The sequence below is a fragment of the Dickeya parazeae Ech586 genome (assembly GCF_000025065.1).
In the GTDB taxonomy this organism is placed as follows: domain Bacteria; phylum Pseudomonadota; class Gammaproteobacteria; order Enterobacterales; family Enterobacteriaceae; genus Dickeya; species Dickeya zeae.
The window spans coordinates 324,600-339,856 of sequence record NC_013592.1; the positions used below are offsets into that span (position 1 = coordinate 324,600).

20 protein-coding genes are annotated in these 15,257 nt (G+C 54.8%); 8 read left to right on the plus strand and 12 right to left on the minus strand.

Translation table 11 applies throughout. From position 1 onward, the window contains the following. Positions 1–5: 5 nt before the first annotated feature. Complete coding sequence (pmbA, locus tag DD586_RS01450; protein ID WP_012883028.1) at positions 6–1,346, plus strand: metalloprotease PmbA; 1,341 nt, start codon at positions 6–8, stop codon at positions 1,344–1,346. Between the two features lie 62 nt (positions 1,347–1,408). Here pmbA and rnk read toward each other — a convergent pair whose 3' ends face one another. From rnk to DD586_RS01510, 12 genes are all read right to left on the minus strand, one after another. Continuing rightward, a complete protein-coding gene (rnk, locus tag DD586_RS01455; RefSeq protein WP_012883029.1) occupies positions 1,409–1,819 on the minus strand; it encodes a nucleoside diphosphate kinase regulator in 411 nt (136 codons plus the stop codon). Between the two features lie 190 nt (positions 1,820–2,009). Further along, positions 2,010–2,282 carry a PTS phosphocarrier protein NPr gene (npr, locus tag DD586_RS01460; protein WP_012883030.1) on the minus strand — a complete coding sequence of 91 codons (273 nt, stop codon included), beginning with the start codon at positions 2,280–2,282 and terminating at the stop codon, positions 2,010–2,012. Next, positions 2,279–3,133 carry an RNase adapter RapZ gene (gene rapZ / locus DD586_RS01465; protein ID WP_012883031.1) on the minus strand — a complete coding sequence of 285 codons (855 nt, stop codon included), beginning with the start codon at positions 3,131–3,133 and terminating at the stop codon, positions 2,279–2,281. The genes npr and rapZ overlap by 4 nt, the downstream gene beginning before the upstream one ends. A gap of 137 nt (positions 3,134–3,270) precedes the next feature. Then, on the minus strand, positions 3,271–3,762 hold the full coding sequence (ptsN, locus tag DD586_RS01470; protein ID WP_012883032.1) for a PTS IIA-like nitrogen regulatory protein PtsN: 492 nt from the start codon (positions 3,760–3,762) through the stop codon (positions 3,271–3,273). A gap of 93 nt (positions 3,763–3,855) precedes the next feature. Beyond that, positions 3,856–4,143: a ribosome hibernation promoting factor gene (gene hpf, locus DD586_RS01475; protein ID WP_012883033.1), complete on the minus strand. Its 288-nt coding sequence runs from the start codon at positions 4,141–4,143 to the stop codon at positions 3,856–3,858. Positions 4,144–4,167: 24 nt separating this feature from the next. Further along, the gene (gene rpoN, locus DD586_RS01480; RefSeq protein ID WP_012883034.1) at positions 4,168–5,601 is read right to left on the minus strand and encodes an RNA polymerase factor sigma-54; all 1,434 of its coding nucleotides are present in this window, start codon (positions 5,599–5,601) and stop codon (positions 4,168–4,170) included. 48 nt (positions 5,602–5,649) lie between these two features. Continuing rightward, positions 5,650–6,375 carry an LPS export ABC transporter ATP-binding protein gene (gene lptB / locus DD586_RS01485; RefSeq protein WP_012883035.1) on the minus strand — a complete coding sequence of 242 codons (726 nt, stop codon included), beginning with the start codon at positions 6,373–6,375 and terminating at the stop codon, positions 5,650–5,652. 15 nt (positions 6,376–6,390) lie between these two features. Continuing rightward, positions 6,391–6,969 carry a lipopolysaccharide ABC transporter substrate-binding protein LptA gene (gene lptA, locus DD586_RS01490; protein WP_012883036.1) on the minus strand — a complete coding sequence of 193 codons (579 nt, stop codon included), beginning with the start codon at positions 6,967–6,969 and terminating at the stop codon, positions 6,391–6,393. Next, positions 6,947–7,516 carry an LPS export ABC transporter periplasmic protein LptC gene (gene lptC, locus DD586_RS01495; RefSeq protein WP_012883037.1) on the minus strand — a complete coding sequence of 190 codons (570 nt, stop codon included), beginning with the start codon at positions 7,514–7,516 and terminating at the stop codon, positions 6,947–6,949. Before lptC ends, lptA begins: the two co-directional genes overlap by 23 nt. Continuing rightward, a complete protein-coding gene (gene kdsC / locus DD586_RS01500; protein ID WP_012883038.1) occupies positions 7,513–8,079 on the minus strand; it encodes a 3-deoxy-manno-octulosonate-8-phosphatase KdsC in 567 nt (188 codons plus the stop codon). Before kdsC ends, lptC begins: the two co-directional genes overlap by 4 nt. A 49-nt stretch (positions 8,080–8,128) precedes the next feature. Then, entirely contained in the window at positions 8,129–9,115 is a 987-nt protein-coding gene (gene kdsD / locus DD586_RS01505) for an arabinose-5-phosphate isomerase KdsD (RefSeq protein ID WP_012883039.1), read from the minus strand. Between the two features lie 30 nt (positions 9,116–9,145). Continuing rightward, a complete protein-coding gene (locus DD586_RS01510) occupies positions 9,146–10,108 on the minus strand; it encodes a calcium/sodium antiporter (RefSeq protein ID WP_012883040.1) in 963 nt (320 codons plus the stop codon). Between the two features lie 278 nt (positions 10,109–10,386). On the opposite strand from DD586_RS01510, the gene mlaF reads away from it, so the two are divergent. The 7 genes from mlaF to murA all read left to right on the plus strand — a co-directional run bounded on the left by mlaF (position 10,387) and on the right by murA (position 15,231). Further along, entirely contained in the window at positions 10,387–11,193 is an 807-nt protein-coding gene (gene mlaF, locus DD586_RS01515) for a phospholipid ABC transporter ATP-binding protein MlaF (protein WP_012883041.1), read from the plus strand. A 7-nt stretch (positions 11,194–11,200) separates the two neighbouring features. Next, the gene (gene mlaE, locus DD586_RS01520; protein ID WP_012883042.1) at positions 11,201–11,983 is read left to right on the plus strand and encodes a lipid asymmetry maintenance ABC transporter permease subunit MlaE; all 783 of its coding nucleotides are present in this window, start codon (positions 11,201–11,203) and stop codon (positions 11,981–11,983) included. A gap of 4 nt (positions 11,984–11,987) precedes the next feature. Beyond that, positions 11,988–12,587 (plus strand): outer membrane lipid asymmetry maintenance protein MlaD, encoded by a 600-nt coding sequence (gene mlaD, locus DD586_RS01525; protein ID WP_012883043.1) that lies wholly within the window; start codon positions 11,988–11,990, stop codon positions 12,585–12,587. Positions 12,588–12,598: 11 nt separating this feature from the next. After that, entirely contained in the window at positions 12,599–13,231 is a 633-nt protein-coding gene (gene mlaC, locus DD586_RS01530) for a phospholipid-binding protein MlaC (protein WP_012883044.1), read from the plus strand. After that, positions 13,224–13,517, plus strand: coding sequence for a lipid asymmetry maintenance protein MlaB (gene mlaB, locus DD586_RS01535; RefSeq protein WP_012883045.1), 294 nt, complete (start codon positions 13,224–13,226; stop codon positions 13,515–13,517). Before mlaC ends, mlaB begins: the two co-directional genes overlap by 8 nt. A 143-nt stretch (positions 13,518–13,660) precedes the next feature. Next, positions 13,661–13,915 (plus strand): BolA family iron metabolism protein IbaG, encoded by a 255-nt coding sequence (ibaG, locus tag DD586_RS01540; protein WP_012883046.1) that lies wholly within the window; start codon positions 13,661–13,663, stop codon positions 13,913–13,915. A 53-nt stretch (positions 13,916–13,968) separates the two neighbouring features. Beyond that, positions 13,969–15,231 (plus strand): UDP-N-acetylglucosamine 1-carboxyvinyltransferase, encoded by a 1,263-nt coding sequence (murA, locus tag DD586_RS01545; protein ID WP_012883047.1) that lies wholly within the window; start codon positions 13,969–13,971, stop codon positions 15,229–15,231. Positions 15,232–15,257 lie beyond the last annotated feature (26 nt).

The window sequence follows — 15,257 nt, forward strand, 5'->3', positions numbered from 1 at the left end:
AATCGATGACAATAATCACTCAGGTTGCAGAACAGCGTAAAGTGCTGGAACAGGCGGTATCACAGGCGCTGGAACTGGCCCGTGCCGGTTCTGATGCGGCGGAAGTTGCCGTCACGAAAACAACCGGTATCAGCGTCAGCTCCCGGTATGGTGAAGTTGAAAACGTCGAATTCAACAGCGATGGCGCGCTCGGCATTACCGTTTACTATCAGCAGCGTAAAGGCAGTGCGTCATCCACGGATATGAGTCCGGACGCTATCGCCCGCACAGTGCAGGCGGCGCTGGATATTGCCCGTTATACCTCGGTTGACCCTTTTGCCGGCCCGGCAGACAAAGAGCTACTGGCGTTTGATGCGCCGGACCTGGATTTATTCCACCCTGCTGAACTGGATGCCGATCGCGGTATCGAACTGGCCGCCGCTGCCGAACAGGCGGCGCTGAAAGCCGATAAACGCATCACCAACACCGAAGGCGGCAGCTTCAATAGTCACTACGGTATCAAGGTATTCGGTAACAGCCACGGTATGTTGCAGAGCTACTGCTCCAGTCGTCATTCCATGTCAGTTAGCGTGATTGCCGAGCACAACGGTGATATGGAGCGTGATTACGCCTATACCATCGGTCGTGCGCTGGGCGACTTGCAATCCCCGTCATGGGTTGGGGAAGAGTGCGCGCGCCGTACACTGGCACGTCTGTCACCGCGTAAGCTGGCGACGATGCAGGCTCCGGTGATGTTCGCCGCCGAGGTGGCGACCGGTCTGTTCGGTCATTTAGTCGGCGCTATCAGCGGCGGCAACGTTTACCGGAAATCCACTTTCCTGTTGGATAGCCTGGGCAAACAGATTCTGCCGGAATGGCTGACTATTCGGGAGTTGCCGCATTTGCGCAAAGGGCTGGCCTCCACGCCGTTTGACAGCGAGGGTGTGCGTACCGAACAGCGGGAGATAGTCAAAGACGGCGTGCTGCAAACCTGGTTGCTGACCACCTATGCGGGTCGGAAATTGGGCATGAAGAGCACCGGCCATGCGGGTGGCATTCATAATTGGCACATTGCCGGACGTGGGCTGGATTTTGACGGTATGCTCAAGGAAATGGGGACCGGCCTGCTGGTCACCAGCCTGATGGGGCAAGGGGTCAGCGCGGTAACCGGGGATTATTCCCGCGGTGCTTCCGGTTTCTGGGTAGAAAACGGTGAAATTCAGTACCCGGTGAGTGAAATCACGATTGCCGGTAACCTGAAAGATATGCTGCGTAATATGGTGACCATGGGGGATGATATCGAAACGCGCAGCAACATCCAGTGTGGTTCGGTGTTACTGCCGTCAATGAAGATTGCCGGGGTATAACGCCTGACTTTAGCGATTGGCTGCCCGATATCAGGGCAGCCTTTTTGGCGTTAACGGCCTGATTAGCGGTGATACTCACCTGCTGCTTCTGGCTGGTAGAGCAGTTCCATCACTTCAATGCGCGTTTCTTCGCCGTTAGGCAGCGGCCAGGCGATGCTGTTGCCGACATGCATGCCGAGCAGTGCCGCTCCCAGCGGTGCCATGACCGAAATTTGTTCCCGACTGTCCTTAAGACTGGCCGGATAGACCAGCGTGCGGATATGTTCTTCTGCGGTGAGTAGATCACGGAATCGGACCCTGCTGTTCATGGTGACGACATCAGCGGGCATCTCGACCGGCTGGACGATGTCCGCCCGATCCAGTTCCTCGCTCAGAGCCTGCGCAACCTCTGTATCGGCAAAAGCGGGTTGTTCCAGCAGCGCATCCAGGCGTTCGGCATCCAGCTCGCTAATCGTCAGGTGCGGTTTGTCCATATGTTTCTCCAGTTTTTGCAATAGCAGATAACAACACCCCCGCCGTGAAGGGCAGGGGCATAAGTTGGTATAAGTTAATCCGATGGTATCAGGGATGCAGGGAACTTACCGCATAAAAACGTACCGCATAAACAGGAATCGACTGGGATCACAGATGGCGACTTGCGCCATCCGGGGGCACAGCAGCAGATTAATCTTCGTCAAACCCGGCTTCAAACAGCTGAATGACCGCTGCTAACGCGTGTTCTTCATCTGGTCCAGAGACTTCCACTTCGATATGGCGGCCTTTGGCGGAATCCAGCATCAGCATGGCAATGACGCTACTGGCATCAGCTTCGGTGCCATTTTCGTTGCGTAGCAGCACCTCAGCATCAAAACTTTGCACCAGCTCGAACAGTTTCATGGCCGGGCGCGCGTGCATCCCTAAGCGGTTTTTCACTTCAACGGTTTGCCTGACGGTCATGATTTACGTTTTTCCAGCGTTCGGTGGCGCGACTGCACGTTCTTGCCACGGGAGCGAAAGTAGTCCGCCAGTTGTTCAGCAATGTAGACGGAGCGGTGTTTACCGCCGGTACAACCGATAGCGACGGTAAGATAGCTGCGATTGTTGGTTTCCAGCATTGGCAGCCACAGTTCCAGATAGCTGCGGGTCTGATAAATAAAATTGTGGACTTCGGTGTGCCGGTCCAGAAACGCCGCCACCGGTTTATCCAGACCGGTCATCGGGCGCAATTTGGGATCCCAGTGCGGGTTTGGCAGGAAACGTACGTCAAACACGTAGTCGGCATCAATCGGGATGCCATGTTTGTAGCCGAATGACTCGAAGACCATCGTCAGTTCACGCTCGCGCTTGCCGAGCAGACGGGTGCGCAACATTTCCGCCAGTTCGTGTACCGACATTTCCGACGTATCGATGATAAGGTCGGCACGGGAACGCAGCGGCTCCAGCAGATCATTTTCTTCGTCGATGGCGCTTTCCAACGACAGATTTTTGCTGGAGAGAGGATGCAGACGGCGGGTGTCGCTGTAACGCCGAATCAGCGTGTTGCGATCGGCATCCAGAAACAGCAATTGAGGCGAAAAGCTCTGAGGCAGACGTGTCAGGGCATGCTCCAGTACTTCCGGCGTTTCCGGCAGGTTACGCACGTCAATGCTGACCGCGGCGGAAATGTTCCGTTCCGCCAATGTCTGCGCCAGCTCGGGCAACAACACCACCGGCAGGTTATCTACGCAATAGAAACCCATGTCTTCCAGCGCGCGCAAGGCTACGGATTTTCCCGAGCCTGAACGACCACTGACAATCATCAGCACCATCTGACGACTCCCCCCTGGCAGCGGGATGGTGAATGTCCACCGCCACAGTTAGCTAACTTCGTTTTCCCGGCCAGGCCGGTATCTGTCAGGCTTACACCTGCTGTCATTCATGATTGGATAACGTCCGAAGCCTGCCGTCAGGGCTGGTCGGGCAGATCATCCGCTTCGGTCATGATCTGATAGAGCTCTTCATCGCTTTGGGCAGCGCGCAGGCGCTTACACACGATTTTATCCGCCAGTCGTTTGGCGACAAGCGATAGCGTATGCAAATGGGTTTTACATTGTTCAGTGGGAACCAGCAAGGCAAAAAGCAGATCGACCGGCTGGTTATCGATGGCATCAAAGGCTATCGGTTGTTCCAACTGGATAAAGACGCCGACTGCACCGAGCGTATTGTCGTCTTCCAGCTTGCCGTGCGGAATGGCGATACCATTGCCGATTCCGGTACTGCCCATGCGCTCGCGGGTCAGAATGGCTTCAAACACCATCTGTGGCGGCAAATTGAGCTGTCTGGCGGCCAGTTCACTGATAATTTCCAGTGCGCGCTTTTTGCTCTGACAGTGGACGGCGCTACGCGTGCACTCCTTACGGAGGACGGTGCTAAGTTGCATAACGGGCTCGTTGTTCATGATGCGTTCACTTAACGACACGGTTGCCTTCGGTTACCAGCCTGCCATAAAGCAAGCAGGCTGGTTGCTGTCCCTGCACCTGAAACGGCAACATCAGTGCTGTTTCAGTTTATCCTTATGTTTGTTTAACTGTCTCGCCAGCTTGTCGATCAGTAGATCGATGGCGGCATACATATCATCCGCTTCCGATGTGGCATGCAGCTCACCTCCGTTGACGTGGATCGTGGCATCTGCAATGTGCAGGATCTTCTCCACTTTCAGTACCACGTACACCTGATTGATACGATCAAAGTATTGCTCAAGTTTGGCGAATTTTGAGGTCACGAATTCGCGCATAGCATCCGTGATTTCGACGTGGTGTCCGGTAATGTTAAGCTGCATATCGTCTTCCTTCTCATGTAGGGGTCAAACCAGCTGTTTGCGTTGGTTTGACGGCGGGATAGATAAAGACTCTCGATACTTGGCGACAGTACGGCGGGCCACAATGATTCCCTGTTCGGAAAGCAGGGTGGTCAGCTTGCTGTCGCTCAGCGGTTTAGCGGGATTTTCCGCTGCAATGAGTTTTTTCACCAGCGCACGGATAGCGGTGGACGATGCCTCGCCGCCGCTGTCTGTATTGACGTGGCTGGAAAAGAAATACTTCAGCTCAAAAATACCACGCGGACTGTGCAAAAATTTCTGGGTCGTCACGCGGGAAATGGTGGACTCATGCATATCCACGGCCTGAGCGATATCCGCCAGCACCATGGGTTTCATAAATTCTTCACCGTGTTCGAAGAACGCCTGTTGTTGTTCCACAATGCAACGGGTGACTTTCAACAGGGTATCGTTACGGCTTTCCAGACTCTTGATGAGCCAGCGCGCTTCCTGCAAATGACTGCGAATGAACTGCCCGTCGCTGTCGTTACGCGCACTGTTGCCAAGAGCGGCATACTGTTGGTTGATTTGCAGCCGTGGCACGCTGTCGGTGTTGAGTTCTACCATCCAGTGGCCTTGTACCTTGCGAACCAGGACGTCTGGAATGACATACTCGGATTCGCCTGTATTGATAGACTGCCCAGGGCGCGGATCCAGTGACTGAATCAGCGCCAACGCTTCTTTCAATACGTCTTCTTTGAGGCGGCTGGTACGGATCAGGGTGCGGAAATCATGGTTGGCGAGCAAATCGAGATAGTCGCTGACAATCAACCTGGCTTCGCTCAGACGGGGAACGTCGCTGTTGAACTGCGATAGCTGTACCAGCAGACATTCGCGTAAATCGCGGGCTGCCACGCCGACAGGGTCAAAACGTTGCACGCGTTTGAGCACCGCCTCCACTTCTTCCAGCGTGACCTCTTCATTGCCGATGCTTTCACGGATGTCATCCAGCGATACCGTCAGGTAACCGGTGTTGTCCACCGCATCGACGATGGACGTGGCAATCGCGGCATCGGTATCGGAAAACGGCGTCAACTCCACCTGCCACATCAGGTAATCCTGCAGTGTCTGCGTGGTTTCACCCTGATAGACCGGTAATTCCTCATCACGGTAGTCGGTGCTGGTACCGGAGGGCGTACCGGCGGTGTAGATTTCATCCCAGGCGGCGTCGAGCGGTAACTCGTCGGGCATCTCTTTTTGCTCCAGCGCCTCGCGGGTGTCCAACGCTTCGCTGTCGCTGATTTCCTGGGTTTCTATTTCGTCATGAATATCGGCCTGCTCCAGCAACGGGTTGCTTTCCAGCGCCTGTTGGATTTCCTGCTGGAGTTCAAGCGTGGACAACTGCAGCAGGCGGATGGCCTGCTGTAACTGCGGTGTCATAGCCAGTTGCTGGCTGAGCCTGAGTTGCAAACCTTGCTTCATAACGCGCGTTAACTTCCTTTTGAATTATCAACCTAAAACATGACGTGGTTAGAGTCGGAAGCCTTCGCCCAGATAGACTCGTTTTACCTGCTCATTCGCCAGTATATCCATCGGGGAGCCGTGGGCAATAAGCTGACCCTGACTCACGATATAGGCACGTTCACAGACATCGAGCGTTTCACGCACATTATGGTCGGTAATCAGTACGCCTAACCCACTATCGCGCAAATGCTCAATGATTTTCTTGATGTCGAGAACCGAAATCGGATCTACCCCGGCAAAGGGTTCGTCCAGCAGGATGAATTTGGGGTTGGCAGCCAGCGCCCGGGCGATTTCCACCCGACGGCGTTCACCACCGGACAACGATTGTCCCAGACTATCGCGCAGGTGAACAATATGAAACTCTTCCATCAGTTCGTTGGCGCGATCCTGCTGTTGCTCGCGGGTCAGATCTTTTCTGATCTCCAGTACCGCCATCAGGTTGTCGTAGACGCTCAGTCGCCGGAAAATCGAGGCCTCTTGCGGCAGGTAACCAATACCGCGACGGGCGCGATCGTGCAACGGCAGCAGGCTGATGTCCTCATCGTCTATCACGATACGACCTTCGTCACGTGGGACGATACCGACAACCATATAGAAGGTGGTCGTCTTGCCGGCCCCGTTAGGGCCGAGCAGCCCAACGATTTCGCCGGAATTGACATTCAGGCTGACGTTTTCCACCACTTTGCGGCCTTTATACGCCTTGGCCAGATTTTCGGCGATTAGTGTTGCCATGGGTTAGCGCGTTACTCACTGTTGTTTGGTGGGCTTGCCGGTGTTGCTGCCGGGCTTGGCGCCATTTTGCGCGCCTTTATCCTGCAATTGTGTCGGGACCAGCACGGTAGTGACTCGTTTGCCTTTGTCGCTGAACGCTTCCATCTGCTGTTGCTGTACCAGATAGGTGATGCGGTCGCCCTTGACGTTGCTGTCCAGCTGTTCCAGATAAGCATTGCCGGTTAATGTGACCAGTTGCTTGTCCATTTCATAGCGTATTTTCTGAGCATGGCCTTTGACGGGCTTACCGTTGTCCTGCATTTGGTAGAAGGTCGCCGGATTGCCGTAGCCTTCGATGATTTCATGGCCTTGCTGGCCGTTAGGACGGGTTACGACGACTTTGTCGGCCTGTGCTTTTATCGACCCCTGCGTGACGATAACGTTGCCGGTAAACGTCACCACATTGCCTTGCATGTCCAGTGCCTGCTGGTCGGAGGTAATGTGGATCGGTTGCTCGGTATCTCCGGTCAGTGCCAGTGCCGGAATACTGACGGCAAAAAGCGAGCTGGCGATCAGGATGCTGTGTAACACATTAATTTTTTGGTTGGATTTCATAATAGGATTTTACCTTATCGATCAACTCAGCGGTTTTGCTGCGCAGGTTTCCGCGCATTTTCAGTCCGTTAGAGGTAAAGCTGGCACCGTACAGGGTGACCTCATCATCTGACGTCACGTCCTGCGTAACCAGATTAATCTGCGCATTGTCCGTTTTAATCCGCTTTAACTGCGAATCGTCGGTCAGGCTGGTGACCTCGACATGACCGTACAGATACAACATGCGATCTTTTGTCAGCTTGGCGCGATCTGCGCGCACCGACCAGGTCGCGATAGCTTGTTCATTGAACATGGTCGCTACCGGTTGAGTAAACCAGCTGACTTGTTCGGTGTTGTAGTGCTCGGCTTTTTCGGCTACCAGCCTGTAACTCAGTTTCCCGGTCGGGTCATACACCATCGTCGTGTTTTGCTGCATGGTGTAGGCCGGGTCATTATTTTGTACTTCAGTCGGCCCGCTTCCTTCCCGTCGGGTCGTCAAATTTAACCCGATAAGCACCAGCGCAATCAATGCCAGCAACAACGTCAGCCAGCGTTTCGTTTTACTCATATCGACAGCCCTTTGGCAAAGTCCAGTTTACCCTGTGCCAGCAGAATAAGATCGCAAATCTCTCGTACTGCGCCACGGCCGCCGCCGATACGCGTGACGTAATGCGCTCGGGGTAGCAACAGTGGGTGGGCGTCCGCGACGGCGACGCTGAGCCCCACCTCGGCCATCACCGGCCAGTCGATCAGATCGTCGCCGATATACGCCACCTGGCTGGCAGTGAGCGACAGTGTATCCAACAGCTCGCGGAAGGCCAAAATCTTATCTGATTGTCCCTGATATAAGTGGCGTATTCCCAATGTCTGGCAGCGGTCGATGAGTAACTGCGATGAGCGGCCGGTGATAATCGCCACGTCGATATCCGACGTCAGCAGGCAGCGAATGCCGTAACCGTCGCGGACATGAAAGGTTTTCAGCTCTTCGCCCTGATTTCCCATGTAAATCAGGCCATCAGACAGGACACCGTCGACATCGCAGATTAACAGACGTATATCACGGGCACGCTGCATGACCAGGGTATCGACAGGCCCGTAACAGGTATCGGTTTGCGACCGGGTTTCACTCATTCACTCGTATCCTTGGTTTTTCATTCTCTGCGGCGTGTGTGCGTCAGGTTTATACCACACCTGCGCGCAGCATATCGTGCATGTGGACAATCCCCAGCAGGCGATCGCCCTCTGCGACCAGCAGCGAGGTGATATGGCGGGACTGCATCAGATTCAGGGCATCCACCGCCAGGGTTTGCGGCGTTACCCGAATACCACCACGCGTCATCACATCGGCGATACCCGCGCTGTTAAGGTCGATATTCATATCGAACACCCGGCGCAGGTCACCGTCGGTGAAAATACCTTCGATGCGATCGTCCGGACTGCAAATGACCGTCATCCCCAGATTTTTGCGGGTAATCTCCAGCAGGGCGTCGCGCAGTGAGGCGTCTTGACCGACACGGGGGATCTCGTCGCCAGTGTGCATGATATCGTTGATTCGCAACAGCAGTTTGCGACCGAGTGCGCCGCCGGGGTGCGACAGCGCGAAATCTTCAGCCGTAAAGCCGCGCGCTTTCAATAGCGCCACCGCCAGCGCATCGCCCATCACCAGGGTCGCGGTGGTACTGGAGGTCGGTGCCAGACCCAGCGGGCAGGCCTCCTGGGAGACATGAACGCAAAGATGAATGTCAGCGGCTTTCGCCATGGTGCTTTCCGGGTTACCGGTCATGCAGATCAGGCACACTTGCAGGCGCTTTAACACCGGGATGAGCGCCAGAATCTCATGTGATTCGCCGGAATTGGAAATGGCGATCACAATGTCTTGCGCGGTGATCATACCCAAATCACCGTGGCTGGCTTCGCCGGGGTGGACAAAGAAAGCGGGTGTGCCAGTACTGGCGAAGGTCGCGGCCATCTTGCAACCGATATGACCGGATTTACCCATGCCCATCACCACGACTTTGCCGTGGCAGTAAAACATTTTCTCGCAGGCGCGGGAGAAATTGTCGTCAATGTATTGATCCAACTGCGCGAGGCTGTCGCGCTCGATGGATAAAACCTGCCGACCCGCACTCTGGAAGTCGAAACCCGGTTGTAACTCGAAATGTGACATGTAAAACATCCTGCGTTGCCAATGCTCTGGCTATGAGAACAAGAACAGCACCGAAAGGTATGCGATGAACGCACACAACAGCAATGCGCCAGCACCCTGACCGATGCGCCGTTTCTGGCGGAGACAGAGAACCGTCAGGAGCGCGCTGACACCCAGCATCACCCAGTAATCGCGCGTAAACGCGAGCGGATTGACCGCGCCAGGGGACAAGAGAGCGGGCACGCCCAGCACTATCACGATATTAAAGATATTCGAACCAATCAGGTTACCGAGCGCGATGTCGTCTTCTTTCTTTAGTGTGCCGACGATAGCGGTCGCCAATTCCGGCAGACTGGTGCCGACGGCCAACACGGTGAGCCCAATGGTCAGTTCGCTGATATTAAAGTAATTAGCGATAACTGTGGCGTTATCGATCACAATACGCGCCGACATCGGCAGAATAATCAGGCCGAGTAACAGCCATAACAACGCCACGGTTTGGTTGTTCTCTCTGGGCAGTTCGGCCATCTGTTCGCGTGTCAGGCTGTCGTCACCGCGACGCTGAGCGGCGTGGGCCATGCGTAGCATCAACAGGATACAACCGCAGGCTGTCAGCAGCAGGATCACGCCGTCCAGGCGGCTGAGAAAACTATCATGCAGCAGAACACCACACAGCAGCGTGACCACCAGCATCGGCGGGAGTTCCTGGCGCAGCAGTGTGGAATGAAACGTCAACGGGCGGATCAGCACGGCGCTGCCGAGGATCAACAGGATGTTGGCGATATTCGACCCCAATACATTGCCTACCGCCATGTCGGTCTGATGGTTGAGCGCGGCGGTAACCGAGACCATCAATTCGGGCAGCGAGGTTCCCATGCCTACTATCGTCATGCCGATAATCATCGGCGGTACACCCAATGTGCGCGCCAGTACAGCTGCGCCATACACCACTCGGTCGGCGCCATAAACCAGTAACACTAAACCAACAATTAACAGTACTGTCGCAAAAAGCATGCAGCGTCCTTTATTCAGGTATAATCACCGGTTTATTGGCGCACAAACCAGTATTTCTGGACGAATAATAAGCAAAACCGCCATTTTTCCTCGTTGGCGCTAATTCTGACTGCGCAGGGCGAAAAAGTAAAACCAATGGCAATTTTGGTCACGACCCCGTGTCCTGATTCTGTAACAGTGAAGAGTAAGCGTAACACTCTGAAAAGCGATTTCAGGGCGTAACGGTGCGAAAATGTGAAAACGGGCGGTCACTATGGGTGATCGTTGAGGAATAGACCATGAACCACGAAAATCTGGTAGAAATTCGCGGGCTCAGTTTCCGGCGAGGTAGCAGGCCGATTTTTTCGGATGTCTCGCTGAATGTGCCAAAGCAAAAAATTACGGCCATCATGGGGCCGTCCGGTATCGGTAAAACCACGCTGTTACGGCTGATTGGCGGTCAACTGCAACCAGACAGCGGTGAAATCTGGTTCGACGGGGAAAATATTCCGACGCTTTCCCGTTCTCGTTTGTATGAAACGCGTAAGAAAATGAGCATGTTGTTTCAGTCCGGCGCGTTATTTACCGACCTGAATGTGTTCGACAATGTTGCCTGGCCGCTACGGGAGCATACGCGTCTGCCTGAACCGTTGCTGCAAAGCACGGTGATGATGAAGCTGGAAGCGGTGGGGTTGCGCGGTGCGGCACAAATGATGCCGTCAGAGCTGTCTGGCGGTATGGCAAGGCGTGCGGCTCTGGCGCGTGCGATTGCGCTGGACCCGCAACTGATTATGTTTGATGAGCCTTTTGTCGGCCAGGACCCGATCACCATGGGGGTGCTGGTGAAGCTCATTGATGAATTAAATCACGCGCTTGGCGTGACCTGTATCGTGGTGTCTCACGATGTGCCGGAAGTGCTGAGTATCGCCGATCATGCCTACATTATTGCCGATCAGCGTGTCGTGGCGCAGGGCGCACCGGCCGAATTGCAGCAGAATGACGATCCGCGTGTCAGGCAGTTTCTCGATGGCATTGCCGATGGCCCGGTGCCGTTCCGCTATCCGGCGGGCGATTACCAGCGTGAGCTGTTAGGTTTGGGGGAGTAAGTAATTCATGCTAGTACAGGCATTAGCGTCGCTAGGACGTGTTGGCATCCAGGTTTGCGCCTCTTTCGGGCGTGCCGGGCTGATGTTGTTCAATGCGCTGGTGGGCAAGCCGGAACCGGCCAGACAGTGGCCGCTGTTGCGTAAGCAACTCTATAGCGTTGGCGTGCAATCATTGCTGATCATTATGGTATCCGGCGTGTTTATCGGCATGGTCTTGGGTCTGCAGGGCTATCTGGTCCTGACCACCTACAGTGCGGAAGCCAGCCTGGGCATGATGGTGGCACTGTCATTGTTACGTGAGCTGGGGCCGGTGGTGACGGCGTTGTTGTTCGCCGGGCGTGCCGGTTCTGCCCTGACGGCGGAAATCGGACTGATGAAGGCGACCGAGCAGTTATCCAGCATGGAAATGATGGCGGTAGACCCGTTGCGCCGTGTCGTCGCACCGCGGTTTTGGGCCGGGGTGATTTCCATGCCTTTGCTGACGGTGATTTTTGTCGCCGTTGGTATTTGGGGCGGCGCACTGGTTGGCGTGGACTGGAAAGGGATCGACAGCGGCTTTTTCTGGTCGGCGATGCAAAACGCGGTGGAATGGCAGAAAGACCTACTTAACTGTGTGATTAAGAGCCTGGTGTTTGCCATTACCGTTACCTGGATTGCGCTGTTTAACGGTTATGACGCGATTCCGACGTCAGAAGGCATCAGCCGCGCGACGACCCGCACGGTGGTGCACTCGTCGCTGGCGGTACTGGGATTGGATTTTGTGCTGACGGCACTGATGTTTGGGAAATAAGTCGATGCAAACAAAGAAACATGAAATAGGGGTTGGCGTGTTCATGCTGATCGCACTGTGCGCCATCATCTTTTTATGCCTGAAGGTGGCAGACCTGAAATCGCTTGGGCAACAGCAGACTTACCGTTTGTATGCCACGTTCGACAATATTGGCGGCCTCAAGGTGCGTTCGCCGGTAAAAGTCGGCGGTGTGGTGATTGGCCGTGTCGTGGATATTTCGCTGGATACCAAGACCTATCTGCCGCGGGTAGCGATGGATATCGATAAGCGCTACAACCACATTCCGGATACCAGCTCGCTGGCGGTTCGTACTTCCGGTCTGCTGGGGGAACAGTATCTGGCGTTGAATATTGGTTTTGAAGACGAGGACATGGGTACCTCGATTCTGCAGGACGGCGGGACTATTCAGGATACCAAGCCTGCTATGGTTCTGGAGGATCTTATCGGTCAATTCCTATATAAGAGCGGTGGCAACAATACTGACAATGCCAGCCAGAATAATGCGAATCAGGGGCATACCGAACCGACCGCGCCTAAACCGGCCGAGAAAAACGGTGATGCGGCAAAACCTGAAGCCAGCGAAAAACCGGCCCAACAGCCTTGAGAGGACACAGCATGTTAAAACGTTTATTGATGGTGGCTTTGTTGGTGGTGGCCCCGTTTGTCAGTGCAGCGGATCAAACTAATCCTTACAGCCTGATGCGCGATGCGGCGCAGAAAACGTTTGATCGTCTTAAAAACGAACAGTCGCATATTCAGCAGGACCCTAACTATCTGCGCACCGTGGTACGTGAAGAACTGCTGCCTTACGTGCAGATAAAATACGCTGGTGCGCTGGTGCTGGGGCAGTATTACAAGAGTGCCACGCCAGAACAGCGCGAAGCCTATTTCACGGCGTTTGGATCGTATCTGGAGCAAGCCTACGGTCAGGCGCTGGCGTCTTACCATGGACAGACTTACGAGATAGCGCCGGAACAACCGCTGGGCAATGCCGAGATTGTGTCTATCCGCGTCACTATTATTGACAATGGTGGTCGTCCGCCGATTCGTCTGGACTTTCAGTGGCGTAAAAACACCAAAACCGGCTACTGGCAGGCTTATGACATGATCGCCGAAGGGGTGAGCATGATTACCACCAAGCAGAACGAATGGGCGTCCACGTTGCGCCAGAGTGGCGTTGATGGGTTGACGAAGCAACTGCAAGCGGCGGCTCAGCAGCCGATTACGTTGGATCAGAAAAATGGCTGATGCACTGCAGTGGCGGCAGACTGACGGCACACTGTATCTGGAAGGCTGCCTGGATCGGAACAGTTTACTGCCGCTCTGGCAACAGCGGGATGCGTTACTGGCAGGTAGCCGTGTGCTGGATGTCGGCCAGGTTGAGCGTGTGGATTCTGCGGGACTGGCCCTGTTGGTGCATTTTTATCACCAGCAGGAGCAGCAGGGAACGCCGATGACGATTACCGGTGCCAGTGAGCGACTGCGTACGTTGATTCAACTGTATAACCTGAATGAAATCATTCCAGTCCATTGAGTCGACCTGTCGCCGTGAGTTTTTATGATTAAGGTTCCCCCTTGTCGCCTGTGCGCAAGGGGGATTTCTTTTGTTTAAGATAGCGACAGATTCATCTAAGATACCACCCTGTTTATCATCCCCCTGACGTAGAATCGAGAGCAATGGAAAACGACGAAATTAAAGACGTGCTGATGAAAGCGCTGGCGCTTGAAGATGCGCATGTGTCTGGCGACGGCAGCCACTTCCAGGTCATTGTGATAGGTGAGTTGTTCAAGGGTATGAGCCGCGTAAAACAGCAGCAGGCGGTCTATGCGCCGTTGATGGAATACATCGCGGATAATCGCATTCATGCGTTGTCGATCAAGGCTTATACCCCTGAAGAGTGGCAGCGCGACCGTAAACTAAGCGGTCTGTAAGTTAGCGGCCATCCGGCCATGCTATTGAGTCTGAATATTGAGAAATCGTCACTATGGATAAATTTCGTGTGCAGGGGCCAACCCGGCTCGCTGGTGAAGTTACTATTTCCGGCGCAAAAAACGCCGCCCTGCCTATCCTGTTCGCTGCCCTGCTGGCTGAAGAGCCGGTAGAAATTCAAAACGTTCCCAAACTGCGTGATATCGACACCACCATGAAGTTACTGAGCCAATTAGGCGCTCGTGTTGAGCGCAATGGTTCTGTACATGTCGATGCCAGCTCGGTGAATGTGTTTTGTGCACCGTATGACCTGGTAAAAACCATGCGCGCTTCTATTTGGGCATTGGGCCCGCTGGTGGCACGTTTTGGGCAAGGGCAGGTGTCGCTGCCGGGTGGTTGTGCTATTGGTGCCCGTCCGGTCGACTTGCACATTAATGGCCTGGAGCAGCTTGGCGCGCACATCACGCTGGAAGAAGGGTATGTGAAGGCGACGGTTGATGGTCGGCTGAAAGGTGCACACATCGTGATGGACAAAGTCAGCGTTGGTGCGACGGTGACCATCATGAGCGCCGCCACGTTGGCGGTGGGTAAAACTATCATTGAGAACGCCGCGCGCGAGCCTGAAATTGTCGATACGGCGAACTTCCTGAATACGCTGGGCGCCAAAATCAGTGGTGCGGGTAGCGACAAGATCGTTATCGACGGTGTGGATCGTCTGGGCGGCGGGGTATACCGTGTACTGCCGGACCGTATTGAGACCGGCACGTTTTTGGTCGCGGCGGCGGTCTCCGGTGGCAAGGTCGTATGCCGTCACACCCGTCCTGATACGCTGGATGCGGTGTTGTCCAAACTGCGTGAAGCGGGTGCTGATATCGAAATTGGTGACGACTGGATCAGCCTGGATATGCATGGACGTCGGCCGAAAGCCGTGAATGTGCGTACCGCTCCGCATCCGGGGTTCCCGACCGATATGCAGGCGCAGTTCAGCCTGTTGAATCTGGTGGCGGAAGGTACTGGCGTTATCACCGAAACCATTTTTGAAAACCGCTTTATGCACATCCCTGAACTGATTCGTATGGGAGCACAGGCGGAAATCGAGAGCAACACCGTGATTTGTCATGGCGTCAGCCGCCTCTCTGGCGCACAGGTGATGGCAACTGACCTGCGAGCGTCGGCCAGTCTGGTGCTGGCGGGATGTCTTGCACAAGGCACTACGCTGGTAGACCGCATCTATCATATCGATCGCGGCTATGAGCGCATCGAAGACAAGTTGCGTGCGTTGGGTGCCAATATTGAGCGCGTGAGCGCTAACGACTAACGGTTATGGCCGGGTGCTCTGCTATC